The following is an 18,540-nucleotide window of genomic DNA, read 5'->3' as shown; positions in this document are numbered from 1 at the left end:
GGCGTCAGCGCAGCTTGCGCAGCCGGAACGCCACCACGATCTGCAGGATGCCGTAGAGCAGGCTGCCGATCCCGATCCACAGCGTGGTCACCGCCACCCCGCCCAGCGGGTTGGCGAACATCATCACGCCCAGCACGATGGCCAGCAGCCCGCTGACGATGAGCAGCCACTCGCCTTCGATCTGCCTGCGCACGCGGATCGCGAACACGATGCGGTAGACGCCGGCCATGATCAGCCAGATCGACAGGATCAGCACCAGCACCTTGGCGGTGACCAGCGGGTTGATCACCGCCAGCGCGCCGAAGGCGATCGAGGCCAGCGCATAGACCAGCGCCCAGCCACGCGGCGCACCGCTGTTGCCACCGAACACCGCGAACAGGCTGATCAGGCCTTCGACCAGCGCCATCACGCCGATGGCCCACGCCAGCCCGGCGGCGGCCGACAACGGCCGCAGCACCGCGATCAGGCCGAACCCGATGGCCACCAGGCCGTACAACAGAAGTACCCACCAGCTACGCCCCACCAGCGACAACAGCGAGGTACCGCGTAGATCCGAGGCCTGGCTCATGGCGATGCTCCTGTAGGGAAGGTGTAGCGCGATGCTAGGCCTGCCGGGCGGGCATGTTGTGAAGAGGTTACGGCGCCCGCGCACACACCCACAGCGTGGCCTGCTGCAGTCCCGACCGGCGCAGCGCTCGCACCGCTGCGTCCAGCGTGGCGCCGGTCGTCATCACATCGTCCACCAGGGTCAACCGCGGTGGCGGGGTGGCCCGCACCGCGAAGGCACCCCGCAGGTTCTGGCGGCGCGCCTCGGCGTCCAGCGTGGACTGCGCCACGGTGGCCCGGCTGCGGCACAGACCCGTCCACAACGGCACCCCGAGTTCCTTCGCCAGCGGCCGGGCCAGTTCCCGGGCCTGGTCGTAACCGCGCTCGCGCAGCCGTCGGCCGTGCAGCGGCATGGGCAGCAGTGGCGCCGGTGCCATTTCGGGTACTGCCTGCAGCATCAGCTGCGACAACAAACGCCCGGCGGCCAGGTCCTGGTGGAACTTGAAGCGCAGCACCAGCTGGTCGATCGGAGGCGCGTACACAAACGTGGCCGTCGCTCCCACCTGCCGCGGTGGCGCACGCAGGCATGCGCCGCAGGCAGCCGCGGGCTCATCGACGGGCAGCGGCAGCGCGCACAGCGGGCAGGCGTGGTCGTTCCACGGCAGGTCGGCGTGGCAGGCGGCACACAGGTCCAACCCCTCCTGGCCGGGATCGTCGCAGACCAAGCAGCGCAGGGGCAGGCACTGCCGCCCGAGCCAGCGCAACGCTTCGTAAACTTTTTGCATAGCCATGTGGTTGACAGCCTCCCTCAACCTCACCAGACTGCCGCCCCTTGGTCACGCAATCTGTCAGGACATTCCCATGGCTACTGTCATCCGCCACGACTGGCACGCCGAGGAACTGCTGGCGCTGTTCGAGTTGCCGCTTCCCGAGCTGCTGTACCGCGCGGCGGCCGTACACCGGGAGCACTTCGACCCGGGCGAGGTGCAGGTGTCGACGCTGCTCTCGGTCAAGACCGGTGGCTGTCCGGAAGACTGCGCGTACTGCCCGCAGGCGCAGCGCTACGACACCGGGGTGAGCGCGCAGAAACTGATGGGCACCGACGAGGTGGTCGCCAAGGCCCGGCAGGCCAAGGCGGCCGGCGCGTCCCGGTTCTGCATGGGCGCGGCATGGCGCTCGCCCAAGGACCGCGACATTCCCAAGGTGGCGGCGATGATCCGCGAAGTGAAAGCGCTGGGGCTGGAAACCTGCGCCACCCTGGGCATGCTCGACGGCGCGCAGGCGGCGGCACTGCGCGAGGCCGGGCTCGATTACTACAACCACAACCTGGACACCGCGCCGGACTACTACGACGCCATCATCCACACCCGCCAGTACCAGGACCGCCTGGATACGCTGGAACACGTACGCCGGGCCGGGCTGAAAACCTGCTGCGGCGGCATCGTCGGCATGGGCGAGACCCGCGCGCACCGCGCCGGGCTGCTGCTGGCGCTGGCAAACCTGCCGGCGCACCCCGATTCGGTGCCGATCAACCAGCTGGTCCAGGTGCCGGGCACGCCCCTGCACGGCAGTGCCGAGCTGGACCCGTTCGAGTTCGTGCGCATGGTCGCGGTGGCCCGCATCTGCATGCCCCGGGCGATGGTGCGGCTGTCGGCCGGCCGTGAGGCGATGAGCGATGAGCTGCAGGCGCTGTGCTTCCTGGCCGGGGCCAACTCGGTCTTTTACGGCGAGAAGCTGCTGACCACCGGCAACCCGGACACCGGGCGCGACCTGGCCCTGTTCAGCCGCCTGGGCCTGCGCCCCATGGCGGTGCAGGTCGACGCCGGGCATGACCATCCCGGCACCGTGCATGCCGACATCACCTGCGACGACCAACGGTCGTCGCCTACCGGCGGACTAGCGGCCTGAGCGCTGCGCCAGGCGGTGCAGCGCAGCGCCCGGCAACCGGGTACGCTAGCTCCCCTGCCCGCCCATGAGACATGACGACCATGGCCCGTCCTGACCTGCACGACCGCATCCAGTCCCAGCGCAAGCTTCGCGACGCGCAGGGACGGATCCGCGTGCGCCGCACCGTGACCCGCCGGGATGGCGTGCGTCTGGAACTCAATGGCCAGTGGCTCACTGGCTTCTGCAGCAACGATTACCTGGGCCTGGCCCAGCAGTTTGGCGTGGTCAGTGCGCTGCAGGACGCGGCCGCGCGCGAAGGCGCCGGGGCCACGGCCTCGCACCTGATCTGCGGCCACCATGCGCTGCATGAAGCGCTGGAACAGGAAGTGGCCGACTGGCTCGGCTACCCGCGGGCGCTGCTGTTCGGCAGCGGCTTTGCCGCCAACCTGGCGGTACAGCAGGCACTGCTCAGCGAAGAAGACGATGTGTGCGTGCAGGACCGGCTCAACCACGCCAGCCTGCTCGACGCCACGCGCTTGGCCGGCTGCCGGCTGCGCCGCTATCCGCACCTGGACACCGAAGGCGCGCTGCGCCAGCTCAAGCACGCGCCGGAAGGCGCGGCGATGCTGGTCACCGACGGCGTCTTCAGCATGGACGGCGACATCGCCCCGTTGCGCTCGCTGTCGCTGGTGGCGCGCATGCAGGAAGCGCTGTTGTATGTCGACGATGCGCATGGCGTAGGCGTGATCGGCGAGCACGGCCGCGGCTGCGTGGCCGAGGCCGGGCTGGGCGTGGCCGATGTGCCGCTGCAGCTGGTCACCTTGGGCAAGGCCCTGGGCGGCAGTGGTGCGGTGGTGGTCGGTGATGACGCGCTGATCCAGCACCTGGCTGAAACCGCACGTCCCTACATCTACACCACGGCCCTGCCGCCGGCCCAGGCCGCCGCCGCGCTGGCCGCGGTGAAGCTGGCCCGCCGCGACGACTGGCGCCGCGAAAAGCTGGCCGAACTGGTCGGCGTGTTCCGTGCCGGTGCACGCCAGCATGGGCTGGAACTGATGCCCTCGGACACGCCGATCCAGCCGCTGCTGTGCGGCGCCGAATCGACCGTGATGGCGCTGTCGGCCGCGTTGGAAGCGGCCGGTTTCCTGGTCAGCGCGATCCGCCCGCCGACCGTGCCGGAAGGCAAGGCACGCCTGCGCGTGACCCTGTCCGCATTGCACACGGTGCCGGAAGTGCGCGCGCTGACCGATGCGATCGCCCACGCGCGCGACCAGGTGCTGCGCCAGCAGACGCTGGATGCGCTGAGCGCGTGATGCGCGGGCGTTGGCGGTGAGCCTGCATATCGAAGTGGTCGGCCATGGACCGGCGCTGGTCCTGATCCACGGCTGGGCCCTGCATGGCGGCGTGTTCGCGCCGTTGGTGGAGCGCCTGGCCGGCCACTTCGAGCTGCACCTGGTGGACCTGCCCGGGCATGGCCACAGCCGTGACGACACCACGCCGCTGCGCCTGCCGTTCGTGGTCAATGCGATTGCCGCCGCCACCCCGCCGGCGGTCTGGTGCGGATGGTCGCTGGGCGGCCTGTTTGCGCTGCATGCGGCCGCCACGCTGCCCAAGGTGCGCGGGCTGGCGATGATCGCGGCCACCCCGCGCTTCGTGCGCGGGGAGGACTGGCCGCACGCGGTGGAGCCGTCGGTGTTCGCGCAGTTCGGCCAGGACCTGGCCCAGGATTACCGCGGCACGCTGGAGCGCTTTCTGGCTCTGGATGCGATGGGCTCGGAGCACGCACGGCAGGAACTGCGCAGCCTGCGCGCGACCCTGGTGGAACGCGGCGAACCGGCAGCGCGGGCGCTGCAGGAAGGCCTTGGCCTGCTGGAAAGCACCGACCTGCGCGGTGCCCTGCCGCAGCTGCCCATCCCCAGCCTGTGGCTGGCCGGGCAGCGCGACCGGCTGGTGTCGGCGCGCGGCATGCAGGCCGCTGCCGCGCTGGCCCCCCGTTCCAGTCTGCATGTGGTCGCGCACGGCGGACACGCGCCGTTCCTGGGCCACACCGACGAGGTGGCCGCGCAGCTGCAACACTTCGTTGCCGCGCTGCCTTGACCCGCCACGCACGCCCATCGCCGATCATGTACGCCTGTATCTCACGGAACTGACCCATGGACCTTGGAATCGCCGGCCGTTGGGCCCTCGTCTGCGCCGCCAGCAAAGGGCTGGGGCTGGGCTGCGCACGGGCGCTGGCGCGCGAGGGCGTGAACGTGGTCATCGCCGCCCGTGGCGAGGCCGCGCTGGTGCAGGCCGGGCTGGAACTGCAGGCGCTGCCGGGCGCCGCAAAGGTCGTCACCGTGGTTGCCGATGTCACCACCGACGCCGGCCGCGCCGCCGCGCTGGCCGCCTGCCCGCAGGTGGACATCCTGGTCACCAACGCCGGCGGCCCGCCAGCCGGCGACTTCCGCCAGTTCGAACGCCAGGACTGGATCGCCGCGCTGGACGCCAACATGCTGGCGCCCATCGCGCTCATCCGCGCGACGGTGGATGGCATGATCGAGCGCGGCTTCGGCCGCGTGGTCAACATCACCTCGTCGTCGGTGAAGGCGCCCATCGACATCCTGGGCCTGTCCAATGGCGCGCGCTCGGGCCTGACCGGTTTTGTCGCCGGGCTGGCGCGCCGCACCGTGGCCAGCAACGTCACCATCAACAACCTGCTGCCCGGCCAGTTCGACACCGACCGGCTGCGTGGCAACTTCGCCTACATGGCGCAGCAGCAGGGCGTGGATGCCGGGCAGATCGCCGAGCGCAAGCGCACGCATATTCCCGCCGGCCGGTTCGGCACGGCCGATGAGTTCGGCGCGGCCTGCGCCTTCCTGTGCAGCGCCCAGGCCGGCTATATCACCGGACAGAACCTGCTGATCGATGGCGGGGCGTATCCGGGTACCTTTTGAGATTTCCGCACGACCAACGGTCGTGCGCTACCGTTTGTTGGACGTAGTGAGCCCTGCATGACCACCGATTTCGATCCCCAGCATGTCCGCCGCGCGTTCTCGCGTGCCGCCAGCAGCTACGACGCCGCCGCCGCCCTGCAACGCGAGGTGGAAAAGCGCCTGCTCGAATCGCTGGACTACCTCGAAGCGCGGCAGCCGGAGGTGGTGCTGGATGTGGGCAGCGGCACCGGGCACGCCAGCGCGGCGATGAAGAAGCGTTGGCCGAAGGCGCAGGTGATCGCGCTGGACATGGCCGAGCCGATGCTGCGTGAGTCGAAGAAGCAGGCCGGCTGGTGGAAGCCGTTCACGCGTGTGTGCGGCGACGCGCGCGCGCTGCCGCTGCTCGACCAGAGCGTGGACGTGATCTACAGCAACCTGTGCCTGCAGTGGGTGGACGACCTGCCTGCCGTGTTCGCCGGATTCCGCCGCGCGCTCAAGCCGGGCGGGCTGCTGGTGTGCTCCACGTTCGGGCCGGAGACGCTGATCGAACTGCGCGATGCCTTCGCCAGTGCCGACGACACCCCGCACGTGAGCCGCTTCCCGCCCATCGCCCAGTTCGGCGACGCGCTGATGATGTCCGGCTTCCGCGACCCGGTGCTGGACCGCGACCTGTTCACCCTGACCTACCGCGACATGGACGCATTGATGCGCGAGCTGCGCGCGATCGGCGCCACCAACGCGCGCCAGGACCGCCGCCACACGTTGACCGGACGCGGGCGTTTCGCCGCAGCGCGCGCGGCCTACGAACCGCTGCGCCGCGAGGACGGCACCCTGCCCAGCAGCTGGGAAGTGATCTACGCGCACGCCTGGGCACCGGAGGCCGGCGCGCCGATCCGCGAGCATGGCCACGACGTGGCGACGGTGCCGGTGTCGGCGATCCCGATCCGGCGCAGGACGACCTGATGGGGTAACCCTTGGCCGGGTTTCCATGGGACACGCGTGGCGTGTCGCTACGGATGCCTCCGGGAGCGTAGGGACACGCCATGCGTGTCCGGCGCGGTCAGGAACCGTTCGCGGAAGGGAACATGTCCCGATGGAAGAAATAGATTTCCTGGGCCAGGAACTTCCAGCTGGTGTGGAAGCTGCGGAAGCGCGTGCTCGGCGTTGACGATGCCAGCGCATCGATGCCCAGTTCGCGCGCCAGGCGCAGCGCGCGCGCCATGTGCAGCGGATCGCTGACGATGATCACCCGGTGCAGCTTGCGCTGGTCCATCAGCCGCCGCGCCTCCACCAGGTTCTGGCGGGTGGTGCGCGAAGCGGTTTCGATCAGGATCGCGCTCTCCGGCACGCCCTGCTTGACGGCATAGCGACGCGCCACCTGTGATTCGGAGAAGCGCGCCCCGGTGCCACCGTAGCCGCCGGTGAAGATCAGCAGCGGCGCATAGCCCTGGTGGTACAGGTCCAACCCATGCCGGATGCGCTCTTCGAACACCGGCGACGGCTTGGCGTCGTAGGCGGCCGCGCCGAGTACGATGATCGCGTCGGCCTGGGCTGCCTGGTCGCGCTCGCCCACCCAGACGATCCACGCCGTCACGCACAGCAGCCATCCGGCCAGCAGCAGGCACAGCCGCCACAGCCACCCCGCCAGCCCGACCCGGTGGCGCGCGCTCATGCCACCGCCCACGGCAGCGCGTCCAGGTCCACGTTCCCACCCGACAGCACCACCCCGACCCGCTGCCCGGCAAACCGCGCCGGCTGCGCGAGGATCGCGGCCAGCGCAATCGCCGAAGACGGTTCCACCACCTGCTTGAGCACCTGCCAGAGCAGGCGCATCGCCACCACGGTGGCGGCGTCGTCGATCACGATCACCTCGGCCGCGCCGTGCAGCAGGGCGAAATTGGGCGCGCCGAGGGTGCCGCGGAGGCCATCGCAGATCGTGTCCGGGGTGAAGTCCAGGCGCAGCGCGCCCGCCGCCAGCGAGCGAGCTGCATCGGCGGCACCGGCCGGTTCGGCCAGCACCAGCCTGGCGTCGGGGGCGGCGGCCCGCAACGCCAGCGCCGTACCGGCGGCCAGCCCGCCACCGCCCACCGGCACCACCAAGGTGTCGAACGGACCGTGGCGGCCGATCAGCTCCAGCGCGGCCGTGCCCTGCCCCGCGATCACCCGCGCGTCGGCATAGGGATGCACCAGGGTGGCGCCGGTCTCGGCCTCCACCTGGGCGCACATGGCCTCGCGCGCGGCGATGCTGGGCGCACACCGCCACAGGGTGGCGCCGTGGCGTTCGATGTTGGCCAGCTTGGCGGCGACCGCCCCTTCGGGCACCACCACGTGGCAGGCAATGCCTCGGGTGCGCGCGGCGAGGGCCAACGCGGCGCCGTGGTTGCCCGAGGAATGGGTGACCACCCCGCGTGCGGCAATCGCCTCCGGCAGGGCCCACACCGCATTGCAGGCGCCGCGGAACTTGAACGCGCCGCCGCGCTGCAGGTGCTCGGCCTTGAACGCAAGCTGCGCGCCGCTCAACCCGTCCAGGGTGTGCGACTGCAGCACCGGCGTCACGCTGGCGTGCGGGGCGATCCGCGTGGCCGCGGCCAGCAGGTCATCGACGCAGGGCAGGGATGAATCGGTCATGACACAAGATTAACGTAAGCCTCCGATTCCTACCGCTCTCAACCCGCATGAGACGATGGCAACCGTTCATCCGGTTCGGTCCGAGTTAAGGGCCGATTCAATGCCCCAGCCTGAAGCTGGAACCCTACCCTTGGGGGGACCCGACTCATGAAGATGCGCTTGATGTTTGCCGGCGGCCTGTTGATGGCCCTGTCCGGTTGCGCGACCTACGATTACGTGGGTGGCGGTGGCGGTGGCAGCGGCTACTACCATGGCGCGCCGTCGGTGCAGTACCGCTACCCGGCTGGCTATCCATACGGCTATGGCAGCGGCTACTACGGTGGCGGCGGCTACTACGGCTATGGCGGCTACGGTGGTTACAACTATCCGATCTACCGCCCGTATCCGAACTATCGCCCGCCGCACAACCATCGCCCGCCACCGCGCCCCGGCAATGGCCATGGCCATGGTGGGCAGGTACGCCCGCCGGACCGTCCGCGCCCGCCGTACAACGGCGGTTCGCCGTGGCGGAACATGGATTCGCTGGGCCGCCCGCCGCGTGCCGAGCGCCCGCAGCAGGCGCAACCGCAACGTCCCATCAGCGCGCCGCAGGCGCGTCCGAACCCGCAGCCGCGCCCGTCCCAGCCTCGGCGTACGGGTTCGCCCTGGCGGACGATGGAGAAGTAGAACCAGCGCACACTCTGTGGCGAAAAGGTGCTTGATTTTCACCTGCCCGCCAGTTCACTCTACGCAGGCAGTGACGGCCTCGGTCGAAAAGTGACAAAAACGACAAGGGGCGTCACATTGAGCTCTACGTCGATATCCGACAGGAACATCTGGATCCCCCCTGTTCCGGCCCTGTCGGATGTCGGCACCTCTGAAGCAGAAGGCCCCGCCAATGGCGGGGCCTTTTGTTTGCGGGCGCAGGCGCGGCAAAAAAAACAGGGCCGACAGTCCCCCGACTGCCGGCCCTTCTGCTTCCCCGGGATGCACATGGATCGGCCCCTGTTCCAATTCCGATCCGTAACGCCTCACGGCGCCTGCCATCCTGGGTGCTATTGGGTTATCTGCAGATAACGTGCCAACTTGAGGGGCAATCGCGATTTTTTTTGCATGCCCCCATTCAGGGAAACGGCGCGAACGGCGCTAAAATTGTCCACCGCGCCCTGTCCCAGGGCTGATCCGGGCCGTTCCGGCCCTGCCCAGAGCACCCCCATGACCGATTCTTTCTACGGCTACGACGTCATCGTGATCGGCGGCGGCCATGCCGGCACTGAAGCCGCGCTGGCCGCAGCCCGTAGCGGCGTGCGTACCCTGCTGCTGACCCACAACGTCGAGACCATCGGCGCGATGAGCTGCAATCCGGCCATCGGCGGGATCGGCAAGGGCCACCTGGTCAAGGAGATCGACGCGCTGGGCGGCGCCATGGCGCATGCCGCCGACCGCGCCGGCATCCAGTGGCGCACCCTCAATGCCTCCAAGGGACCGGCCGTGCGCGCCACCCGCTGCCAGGCCGACCGCAACCTGTACCGCATGGCCATCCGCGGCATGGTCGAGGCGCAGGCGAACCTGACCGTGTTCCAGGCCGCCGTGGATGACCTGGTCATCGACGGCGATGCGGTGCGTGGCGTCATCACCCAGACCGGGCTGCAGTTCAATGCCCCGGCAGTGGTGCTGACCGCCGGCACCTTCCTGGCCGGTAAGATCCATGTCGGCCAGACCCAGTACGCTGCCGGCCGCATGGGCGACCCGCCGGCCACCACGCTGGCCGCGCGCCTGCGCGAGCGTCCGTTCGCGATCGACCGGCTCAAGACCGGCACCCCGCCGCGCATCGACGGCCGTTCGCTGGATTACAGCGTGATGGAGGAGCAGCCCGGCGACGATCCGCGCCCGGTGATGTCGTTCCTGGGCAGCGTCGACGAGCACCCGCCGCAGGTGAGCTGCTGGATCACCCACACCAGCGAACACACCCACGAGATCATCCGCAGCGCCCTGCACCGCTCGCCGCTGTACAGCGGCCAGATCGAGGGCATCGGCCCGCGCTACTGCCCGTCCATCGAAGACAAGGTGGTCCGTTTTGCGGAAAAGGCCAGCCACCAGATCTTCGTCGAGCCCGAAGGGTTGGACGTGGTGGAGATCTACCCCAACGGCATTTCCACCTCGCTGCCGTTCGACGTGCAGCTGGCGCTGGTGCGCAGCATCCGGGGCTTCGAGAACGCGCACATCACGCGGCCGGGCTATGCCATCGAGTACGACTTCTTCGATCCGCGCGGGTTGAACAACACGCTGGAGACCAAGACGGTGTCGGGGCTGTTCTTCGCCGGCCAGATCAACGGCACCACCGGCTATGAAGAAGCCGCGGCACAGGGCCTGCTGGCCGGGCTCAACGCCGCCCGCCGCGTGCGCGATGAGGCGGGCTGGTGCCCGCGCCGCGACGAGGCCTACCTGGGCGTGCTGGTCGATGACCTGATCACCCACGGCACCACCGAGCCGTACCGCATGTTCACCAGCCGCGCCGAATACCGGCTGCAGCTGCGCGAGGACAACGCCGACGTGCGCCTGACCGGGATCGGCCGTGAGCTGGGCGTGGTCGACGACCGGCGCTGGGCAGCCTTCCAGGCCAAGCAGGAGGCGGTGGCACGGGAATCGGCGCGCCTGCGTGCGCTGTGGGCGACCCCGGCCAATGCGCTGGGCCGCGAAGTGGAAGCCGCGCTGGGCGTGGCGGTCAGCCGCGAAACCAATGTGCTGGACCTGATCAAGCGCCCGGAGCTGGATTACGCCAAGCTCATGCAGGTGGCTTCGCTGGGTCCGGGCGTGGCCGATGCCAAGGTGGCCGAGCAGGTCGAGATCGGGGTCAAGTACGCCGGCTACCTGGACCGCCAGCGCGACGAGATCGAGCGCCAGCAGCGCCACGAGAACACCGCCATCGATGCCGCGTTCGACTACGCCAGCGTGCGCGGGCTGTCGGCCGAAGTGCAGCAGAAGCTGGAGCGGGTGCGCCCGCAGACCATCGGCCAGGCCCAGCGTATCCCCGGCATGACTCCGGCCGCGATCTCGCTGCTGCTGGTGCACCTGGAGCGCGCACGGCGCAGCCGGGTGGCCTGAGGCCCGCACCCCGGCGGTATCATGGTGACCTGCCTTACGGAGCGTCACCATGTCCCCCCTTCGTCCCTTCCTGGAGTCCTTCCCCGTCGTCGGCGAGCGCGCCTGGATCGATCCGGCCTGCACGATCATCGGGGACGTGGTGCTGGGGGATGATGTGTCGGTGTGGCCCGGCACGGTGATCCGTGGCGACGTCAACCATGTGCGGATCGGTGCGCGCAGCAACATCCAGGACGGCACCATCATCCATGTCAGCCACCACAGCCCGTACAACAAGGGCGGCTACCCCACCCTGGTCGGTGAGGGCGTCACGGTCGGCCACGGCACCATCATCCATGCCTGCACGATCGGCGAGTGCAGCCTGATCGGGATGGGGGCGTGCATCCTTGATGGCGCCACCGTGAGCCGGCACGCTTTCGTCGGCGCCGGTGCGGTGGTGGGGCCGGGCAAGGTGGTCGGCGAAGGCGAGCTGTGGGTGGGCAACCCGGCACGCCCGGTGCGGACGCTGAGCGACCAGGAAATCGAGTCGCTGCACTACTCGGCCGACCACTATGTGCGCTTGAAGGACAAGTACTTGGGAATGTGACCCCGCACGCGGTACAGTCGGTGCCCGACCCAGGAAGCAGTCGAGAACCGCATGCCGTTGGCAGCCGTCCGGAGGGACGTGCGCGCATGAGCGCGCCCATGCTGGACACCTACCGTGAGGTGATCACGCCCGAAGGCGTGCCCCTGCACCTGCCCGCCGCCGGACCGGTGCCGCGCGCGGTGGCCTGGGCGATCGATTTCATCATCCGCGTCGCCGCGCTGATGCTGCTCAGCATTCCGCTTGCCGTGCTGGGCGAGTTCGGCCAGGGCCTGTACCTGGGCCTGATGTTCCTGCTGATGTGGGCCTACACCATCGTGCAGGAAGCCTGCTGGGGCCGCACCCTGGGCAAGCGCGTGCTCGGCCTGCGCGTGGTAGCCCAGGACGGCGCGCCGATCGGCTGGATGGCGGCGATCACCCGCAACCTGCTGCGCACCGTGGACATGTTGCCGTTCGGCTATGCGCTGGGCCTGCTGTCGAGCCTGTTCGACCGCAGCGGCCGACGCCTGGGCGACCTGGTGGCCGGCACGGTGGTGGTACACGACAGCGCGCGGACGCGGTCGGCCACGGTCGCCATCGACACTGTGCTGGCCCCGCCGCAACCGCTGCAGCCGGCCGAACAGGCGGCCATCATCGCCTTCGCCGAGCGCGCGCCGCGCCTGTCCGGCCCGCGCCAGCAGGAACTGGCCGAGGTGGCCGCGCCGATCAGCGGCGGCCACGGCCAGGTTGGCGTGCTGCGCCTGTATGCGATGGCCAACTGGCTGCTGGGGCGTCGATGAGGCAGGAACAGTTCGTCGCCCGTTACCACGCGGAATGGCAGGCACTGGAGCGCTGGTTCGCCGTGCGCGGCGACCGCGCGCGGCACGCCCGGCAGACGTCGGACCCGACCACGCTCAACGACGAGGATTTCCCGCAGCGTTACCGGCGGCTGTGCCAGCAGCTGGCGCTGGCGCGCAAGCGCGGCTACAGCCCGCAGCTGGTGGCACACCTGCAGCAGCTGATGCAGCAGGGCCATGGCGTGCTCTACCGCACCCCGCCGCCCCGCTGGCGTCGCGCGCTGGAGTTCCTGCTGGCCGACTTCCCGCTGCTGGTGCGCGGCCAGGCACGCAGCATGTGGGTGGCCACCGCGCTGTTCGTGATTCCGCTGCTGGGCAGCTTCACGCTGATCCAGTGGCGCCCGGAGCTGGTCCACCTGCTGATGGACAATGCGCAGATCGCGTCGATGGAACGCATGTACGACCCGGCCTCGCCACACCTGGGCCGCGACAGCGGCACCGACTGGATGATGTTCGGCTACTACATCATGAACAACATCAGCATCGGCCTGCGCACGTTCGCCAGCGGCCTGCTGGCCGGGCTGGGCACGGTGCTGGTGCTGTTTTTCAACGGGCTCACCATCGGCGCCGCGGCCGGCCACCTGCAGCACATCGGCCACGGCGATCCGTTCTGGCGCTTCGTGGTCGGGCATGGTGCATTCGAGCTGACGGCGATCGTCATCGCCGGTGGCGCCGGGCTGCAGCTGGGGATGAAACTCCTGGCGCCGGGCCGGCGGCGGCGCGTCGATGCGCTGGTCGAAGGCGGGGTGATTGGCGCGAAGCTCTGCCTGGGCATTGCCGCGATGCTGCTGATCGCCGCCTTCATTGAAGCGTTCTGGTCTTCCATTGCCGAGGTGCCGGCCTGGGGCAAGTACAGCGTGGCGGCGGTGCTGTGGACGGCGGTGTTCGTGTGGCTGTGGCGCGGCGGTCGGGGGAGCGGTCATGCGGATTGACCAGCTCGACGTCGCCCTGCGCGCCCGTTCGGAATGGGAAGCCATGGAGCTCGGCACCGCCCTGGTACGCCGCCACGCGCGCGCGATCTGGCTGCCGGTGATCGCCGTGTCGCTGCCTTTGTTCGTTGCCGTCAATGCGGCGGCCTGGTGGGCCGATGCATTCGGCTGGGCCTGGCTGCTGATGTGGTGGCTCAAGCCGGTGTCGGACCGGATCGCCCTGTATGTGATCTCGCGCGGCGTGTTCGGCGAGGAACCGCGCCCGCTGCAGACCCTGCGCGCACAGCGCCATTGGGGCTGGAGCGGCTTCTGGGGCTACCTGGGCTGGCGCCGCTTCAGTCCGTTCCGCGCGCTGCTGCTGCCGGTGAACCTGCTGGAAGGCAGCGATGCGTCCCAGCGCAGCGTGCGCCGCCGCGCTGTACTCGGCGGCACGTTCGGGCATGCAGCGCTGCTCACGCTGATGTGCATGCTGTTCGAGCTGGTGATCGTCAGCGGCTGCATCGCGGCGATCTTCCTGTTCGTTCCACTGGAGCTGCTGTCCGATTCGTGGCGCGCGGCGTGGGAGATGGTGCGCGAGGATATGCCGGCGTGGGCACGGCTGGGGGTGAATGCCCTGTTCTGGCTGGCCGCCACGTTGATCGGGCCGTTCTACGCCGGTGCCGGCTTCGCGCTGTACCTCAACCGCCGCACGGAAATGGAAGCCTGGGACGTGGAAATCGCGTTCCGCCGCATGCGTGATCGCCTGCAGCAGGCCGCGCCGCTGCTGGTGCTGGCGCTGGTGCTGTGCTGGCCGATGGGTGCGCTGCGTGCACAGGAAGCGGAGCAGGCAGCTCAGTGCGCCGCACCGGCCGATGCGGATACCGACGCCAGCGACGACGAAGAAGAACACGCTGACGCGGTGCCGGCCGACGATCCGTCCAATACCGCCGCCGTGATCTTCGGCGGCTCGCCGGACACCGCTGGCTTCCGCCAGGCCGTGCAACGCGCCTATGAGGACCCGCTGGTTACCCCCACACGCCAGGTCAGTCGTTGGGAGCGCACGCAGACCGACGCGGAAAAGAAGCGGAAAGAGCGCGACAAGGATGAGAAGGCCAATCCTTTCGCGAAGGGCCCGCGGCTGCCGGCGCAGGTTGCCGAATGGCTGCTGTGGGGCCTGGTCGGCGTGCTGGTGCTGCTGTTGGCGGTCACTGCGCCATGGTGGCTGCGCTGGCTGCGCGGTACCGGTGCGCGCAGGCGCAGCACGCCCGGTGCGGTGCTGGAAGAAGCGGTCACGATGCCCGAGGTGGTGCCACCGGATCCGGCCGCGCGTGCGCGCGACCTGTGGCAGCAGGGACGGCCGCGGCAGGCACTGGCGCTGCTGTATCGCGCCAGCGTGGAGTCGATGAGCGAACGCGCCGGCGTGGTGTTGCCACCGGGCGCAACCGAGGCGCAGTGCCTGCGCGCGTCGCGGCGCATGCCCGACGACGCCGACCGCACCCTGTTCGCGCGCATGGTGCGGGTCTGGCAGTACGCCGCCTACGGCGGCCGCCTGCCCGAGCCGGAGGACTTCGATGAACTGGCCAGTACCCTGCAATCGCAGTTCCGGTGGCGCGCATGAGCGCCCGGCTGCGCTGGCTGCTGGTCCTGGGCGTGATGCTGCTGATCGGCGTGCCGTTGTCGATCGTGTTCCTGCGCACGCATGACAAGGTCACCCATACCGAACACCTCCCGCCGCAGGGCGAAGCAAGCTACAACCCGCTGTACGTGCTCGGCCAGGCGCTGCGTGCCGACGGCCGCACCGTGCATGCCAGCCCGCGCATCGACCTGCCGCGCATGAGGCTGCAGCCTGGCGACACCGTCCTGTTGTTGCAGGACAGTGCCGACCTGCCCACGCCTACCGCGCAGGCGCTGCTGGCGTGGGTCGACACCGGCGGCCACCTGCTGCTGCGCGTCTCACCACCCTACCGCGACGAGAACGCCGTGCAGGGACCGCTGCTGGACGCACTTGGCGTGGACAGCGCGTACTACGAGGCCGCGTGCAAGCCGTTCCATGTCGCCGACGACCCGGGACATTCCGAATTCTGCAGGGGCCTGCGCTTCGCTGTCGATCCGCCCGCCGGCATCCGCGTCGAGCGCGAATGGGGCGACGAGGACGGCCTGGTGTTCGCGCGGCTGCACAAAGGCTCGGGCCGCATCAGCGTGCTGTCGGACATGGAGTTCCTGAAGGGCACGCCACGCGTGTTCGATCCGGACCAGCCCAAGGACAGCCTGGCGGACGGGTTGCATGACCTGGCCCACCGCGACCTGGCCCGCTACCTGCTCGAGCCGAACTACGCGAAAGGCACGTTCTGGCTGGTCTACGGTTCGCGCCCGCCCACGCTGTGGTCGCGCATTTTCTACCAAGGTTGGCCGGTGTGGGTGCCGTTGCTGCTGGCCCTGCTGGCGTGGCTGTGGCAGCGCGCGCAGCGGTTGGGCAGCCTGTTGCCGGCGCCGGCCACCGAGCGCCGCTCGCTGCTTGAACATGTGCGCGCCAGCGGCGAACACCTGCTGCGCTATGGCAAGGCACCGCTGCTGTACGACGCCACGCGGCGCGCCTTCCTGGCGCGGCTGCGCCGGCGTGCGCCCACCGCCGCCGCGCTCAGCGGCGAGGCGCAGGTGCACGCCATCGCCAGCCTGCTGCAATGGCCGCATTCCCGTGTCCAGACCGCCCTGCAGGTGCCGCCATCGAAGGATGTCGCGGCCCTGCGTGAGCGCATCCGCCTGCTGATCCAGATGAGAAACCTGCTATGACCGATCACTCCGCTCCGCCGCCGTTGTCCCCGCCCGCGCTGACCGTCCAGAGCCTGGTCGAACGCGTCGATGCCGTGCGCGATGCCGTGGGCCGCGCCTTCATCGGCCAGCCCGAGGTGCTCGACCAGATCCTGATCGCGCTGCTGGCCGGTGGCCACGTGCTGATCGAAGGCGTGCCAGGGCTGGGCAAGACCCTGCTGGTACGTGCGCTGGCGCAGGCACTGGAGCTGGATTACGGGCGCGTCCAGTTCACCCCGGACCTGATGCCCAGCGACGTCAGTGGGCATGCGGTGTACGACCCGAAGTCGGAGAGCTTCAAGATCCGTCGCGGCCCGGTGTTCACCAACCTGCTGCTGGCCGACGAAATCAACCGCGCCCCGGCCAAGACCCAGTCGGCGCTGCTGGAAGTGATGCAGGAAGGCCAGGTCACCATCGAGGGCAAGGCGTTCGCGCTGACCCCGCCGTTCCTGACCCTGGCCACGCAGAACCCGGTGGAACAGGAAGGTACCTACCCGCTGCCCGAAGCGCAGCTGGACCGCTTCCTGCTCAAGGTGATCATCGACTACCCGGCGCTGGAAGACGAGAAGCGCATGGTGGATGCGATCACCACCGGCCGCAGCGCGTCCGACTTCGATCTGTCGCAGGTGCCGCGCGTGCTCAACGCCGCCGAGGTGATCGCGCTGCAGCAGGCGACCGCCGCGATCACGGTGGACCCTGAAGTGGTGGATTACGCGGTGCGCATCGTGGCCGCCACCCGTCATTTCCCCGGCATCGCGCTGGGCGCCGGCCCACGCGGCAGCATCGCGCTGGTGCGCGCGGCGCGGGCGCAGGCGGTGCTGGCCGGGCGTGATTTCGTCACCCCCGACGACGTGCGCGAGATCGCCCGCCCGGCGCTGCGCCACCGCATCGCGCTGGCCCCGGAACTGCAGATCGAAGGCCAGACGGCCGACGATGCGTTGACTGCGCTGCTGGCCAAGGTGGAAGCGCCGCGCAAATGAGGCCAGGCCCGCTGCTGCTGATCCTGCTGGTCGGCTGGGCGCTGCTCGGGCTGGCGGTGGCGTTCGGCCTGCTGCCGGTGGCGGCGTGGTGGGCGTCCGCAGCGGTGATCGCCGTGCTGGCACTGGTGGACCTGCTGCGGCTGCGCGCGCAGCCCTCCCCCACCGTGCAGCGCGAACTGCCCGAGGCGTTGGCGCTGAACGTCGAGCGGCGGACCACGCTGCGCTTCGAATCCAGCCGCCGCCAGCGCGTGGAGGTGTTCGACCTGCTGCCCGGTGCGTGGACGCTGCAAGGGCTGCCGCGCGCGTTGACGCTGAAGCCGCTGGTGGCCAGCAGCGTGGAGTACACGTTGACCCCGACCGCGCGCGGTCGCTTCGTGTTCGACGGCGTGCACCTGCGCCTGCATGCGCCATGGCGGATGTGGCACCAGCGGCGCCTGCTGCCGCCGGCGCTGACCGTGCGGGTGTACCCCAACTTCGCGCCGCTGACCCGCTTCGCGTTGTTCAGTGCCGAACAGGCCTCGCGGCTGGTCGGTGCGCATCTCAAGCGCCGCCGTGGCGAAGGCACCGATTTCCACCAGATGCGCGAGTACCGCATCGGCGACAGCCTGCGCCAGATCGACTGGAAGGCGACCTCGCGCGCGCGCAAGCTGATTTCGCGCGAGTACCAGGACGAAAAGAACCAGCAGCTGGTGCTGATGATCGACACCGGTCGGCGCATGATGGCCAGCGAAGGCGGGCTGTCGCACTTCGACCACGTGCTCAACGCGTCACTGGTGGTGTCCTACCTGGCGCTGCGCCAAGGCGATGGCGTGGGCCTGTTCGCCGCCGGTGGCGAGAGCCGCTGGGTGGCGCCACAGCGTGGCATGGGCGCGATCGACGCATTGCTGCGCGCCAGCTACGACCTGCAGGCGCAACCGGTGGCCACCGATTACCTGGCCGCCGCCACCGAACTGAGCCTGCGCCAGCGCCGGCGTTCGCTGGTGATGCTGGTGACCAACGTGCGCGATGAGGATATCGAAGACCTGCTGGTGGCGGTGCGCCTGCTGCAGCGCCAGCACCTGGTGTGCGTGGCCAGCCTGCGCGAGCGCGAGCTGGACGTAGCGTTGGAGCAGGAGGTGGAAACGCTGCAGGACGCGACCCAGGCCGGTGCCATCGCGCGTTACCTGCAGCAGCGCAATGACGCGCATGAAGCACTGCGCAGCCACCGGGTGATGGTGCTGGATGTGACTGCCGATGCGCTGCCAGGTGCGCTGGTGGAGCGCTATCTCGCCGTCAAGCGTGACGGGTTGCTGTAGGCAAGTATCGACCAACGGTCGATACCTACCGGTCGATACCCACCGGTCGATATCTACCGGTCGGTGTCCGCCG

At 69.6% G+C, this 18,540-nt stretch carries 18 protein-coding genes; 14 read left to right on the top strand and 4 right to left on the bottom strand.

Annotation, left to right across the window (positions count from 1 at the left end; translation table 11 throughout):
• Window positions 1-4 precede the first annotated feature (4 nt).
• Together FSZ13_RS07030 and FSZ13_RS07025 are read right to left on the bottom strand one after the other, a co-directional pair.
• Window positions 5-568, bottom strand: a complete 564-nt coding sequence (locus FSZ13_RS07030) for an HdeD family acid-resistance protein (RefSeq protein WP_145478819.1) — start codon at window positions 566-568, stop codon at window positions 5-7.
• Window positions 569-635: 67 nt separating this feature from the next.
• A complete protein-coding gene (locus FSZ13_RS07025; RefSeq protein ID WP_186308864.1) occupies window positions 636-1,337 on the bottom strand; it encodes a ComF family protein in 702 nt (233 codons plus the stop codon).
• Window positions 1,338-1,407: 70 nt separating this feature from the next.
• Between FSZ13_RS07025 and bioB the strand changes: the two genes are divergently transcribed.
• The 5 genes from bioB (at window position 1,408) to bioC (ending at window position 6,311) form a co-directional block, all read left to right on the top strand.
• Window positions 1,408-2,454, top strand: coding sequence for a biotin synthase BioB (gene bioB, locus FSZ13_RS07020; RefSeq protein ID WP_145478815.1), 1,047 nt, complete (start codon window positions 1,408-1,410; stop codon window positions 2,452-2,454).
• 80 nt (window positions 2,455-2,534) lie between these two features.
• Window positions 2,535-3,746, top strand: coding sequence for an 8-amino-7-oxononanoate synthase (gene bioF, locus FSZ13_RS07015; RefSeq protein WP_145478813.1), 1,212 nt, complete (start codon window positions 2,535-2,537; stop codon window positions 3,744-3,746).
• Window positions 3,747-3,768: 22 nt separating this feature from the next.
• The gene (gene bioH / locus FSZ13_RS07010; protein ID WP_145479486.1) at window positions 3,769-4,530 is read left to right on the top strand and encodes a pimeloyl-ACP methyl ester esterase BioH; all 762 of its coding nucleotides are present in this window, start codon (window positions 3,769-3,771) and stop codon (window positions 4,528-4,530) included.
• A gap of 56 nt (window positions 4,531-4,586) precedes the next feature.
• A complete protein-coding gene (locus tag FSZ13_RS07005) occupies window positions 4,587-5,369 on the top strand; it encodes an SDR family oxidoreductase (RefSeq protein WP_145478811.1) in 783 nt (260 codons plus the stop codon).
• 57 nt (window positions 5,370-5,426) lie between these two features.
• Complete coding sequence (bioC, locus tag FSZ13_RS07000; RefSeq protein WP_145478809.1) at window positions 5,427-6,311, top strand: malonyl-ACP O-methyltransferase BioC; 885 nt, start codon at window positions 5,427-5,429, stop codon at window positions 6,309-6,311.
• A gap of 97 nt (window positions 6,312-6,408) precedes the next feature.
• Here the strand turns inward: bioC and FSZ13_RS06995 are convergent, their stop codons facing one another.
• Together FSZ13_RS06995 and FSZ13_RS06990 are read right to left on the bottom strand one after the other, a co-directional pair.
• Complete coding sequence (locus tag FSZ13_RS06995) at window positions 6,409-7,032, bottom strand: YdcF family protein (protein WP_186308863.1); 624 nt, start codon at window positions 7,030-7,032, stop codon at window positions 6,409-6,411.
• Window positions 7,017-7,976, bottom strand: a complete 960-nt coding sequence (locus FSZ13_RS06990; RefSeq protein WP_145478806.1) for a pyridoxal-phosphate dependent enzyme — start codon at window positions 7,974-7,976, stop codon at window positions 7,017-7,019. The genes FSZ13_RS06995 and FSZ13_RS06990 overlap by 16 nt, the downstream gene beginning before the upstream one ends.
• 147 nt (window positions 7,977-8,123) lie before the next feature.
• Between FSZ13_RS06990 and FSZ13_RS06985 the strand changes: the two genes are divergently transcribed.
• From FSZ13_RS06985 to FSZ13_RS06945, 9 genes are all read left to right on the top strand, one after another.
• Entirely contained in the window at window positions 8,124-8,642 is a 519-nt protein-coding gene (locus FSZ13_RS06985; protein ID WP_145478803.1) for a hypothetical protein, read from the top strand.
• A 528-nt stretch (window positions 8,643-9,170) separates the two neighbouring features.
• Window positions 9,171-11,060: a tRNA uridine-5-carboxymethylaminomethyl(34) synthesis enzyme MnmG gene (gene mnmG / locus FSZ13_RS06980; RefSeq protein WP_145478801.1), complete on the top strand. Its 1,890-nt coding sequence runs from the start codon at window positions 9,171-9,173 to the stop codon at window positions 11,058-11,060.
• A gap of 49 nt (window positions 11,061-11,109) precedes the next feature.
• Window positions 11,110-11,643 carry a gamma carbonic anhydrase family protein gene (locus tag FSZ13_RS06975; protein ID WP_145478799.1) on the top strand — a complete coding sequence of 178 codons (534 nt, stop codon included), beginning with the start codon at window positions 11,110-11,112 and terminating at the stop codon, window positions 11,641-11,643.
• 86 nt (window positions 11,644-11,729) lie between these two features.
• Window positions 11,730-12,419: an RDD family protein gene (locus FSZ13_RS06970; protein ID WP_145478797.1), complete on the top strand. Its 690-nt coding sequence runs from the start codon at window positions 11,730-11,732 to the stop codon at window positions 12,417-12,419.
• Window positions 12,416-13,408 (top strand): stage II sporulation protein M, encoded by a 993-nt coding sequence (locus FSZ13_RS06965; protein ID WP_145478795.1) that lies wholly within the window; start codon window positions 12,416-12,418, stop codon window positions 13,406-13,408. The genes FSZ13_RS06970 and FSZ13_RS06965 overlap by 4 nt, the downstream gene beginning before the upstream one ends.
• A complete protein-coding gene (locus tag FSZ13_RS06960) occupies window positions 13,398-15,002 on the top strand; it encodes a DUF4129 domain-containing protein (RefSeq protein ID WP_145478794.1) in 1,605 nt (534 codons plus the stop codon). The genes FSZ13_RS06965 and FSZ13_RS06960 overlap by 11 nt, the downstream gene beginning before the upstream one ends.
• Window positions 14,999-16,174, top strand: coding sequence for a DUF4350 domain-containing protein (locus FSZ13_RS06955; protein WP_145478792.1), 1,176 nt, complete (start codon window positions 14,999-15,001; stop codon window positions 16,172-16,174). Before FSZ13_RS06960 ends, FSZ13_RS06955 begins: the two co-directional genes overlap by 4 nt.
• The gene (locus FSZ13_RS06950; RefSeq protein WP_145478790.1) at window positions 16,171-17,172 is read left to right on the top strand and encodes an AAA family ATPase; all 1,002 of its coding nucleotides are present in this window, start codon (window positions 16,171-16,173) and stop codon (window positions 17,170-17,172) included. Before FSZ13_RS06955 ends, FSZ13_RS06950 begins: the two co-directional genes overlap by 4 nt.
• The gene (locus FSZ13_RS06945; RefSeq protein WP_145478789.1) at window positions 17,169-18,467 is read left to right on the top strand and encodes a DUF58 domain-containing protein; all 1,299 of its coding nucleotides are present in this window, start codon (window positions 17,169-17,171) and stop codon (window positions 18,465-18,467) included. Before FSZ13_RS06950 ends, FSZ13_RS06945 begins: the two co-directional genes overlap by 4 nt.
• Window positions 18,468-18,540: the final 73 nt, after the last annotated feature.

This window comes from Stenotrophomonas rhizophila, from assembly GCF_007667275.1.
Classification (GTDB): Bacteria; Pseudomonadota; Gammaproteobacteria; order Xanthomonadales; family Xanthomonadaceae; genus Stenotrophomonas; species Stenotrophomonas maltophilia_AE.
Note: the sequence above shows the minus strand (reverse complement) of the source record. Positions and strands in the feature narration are given on the sequence as shown.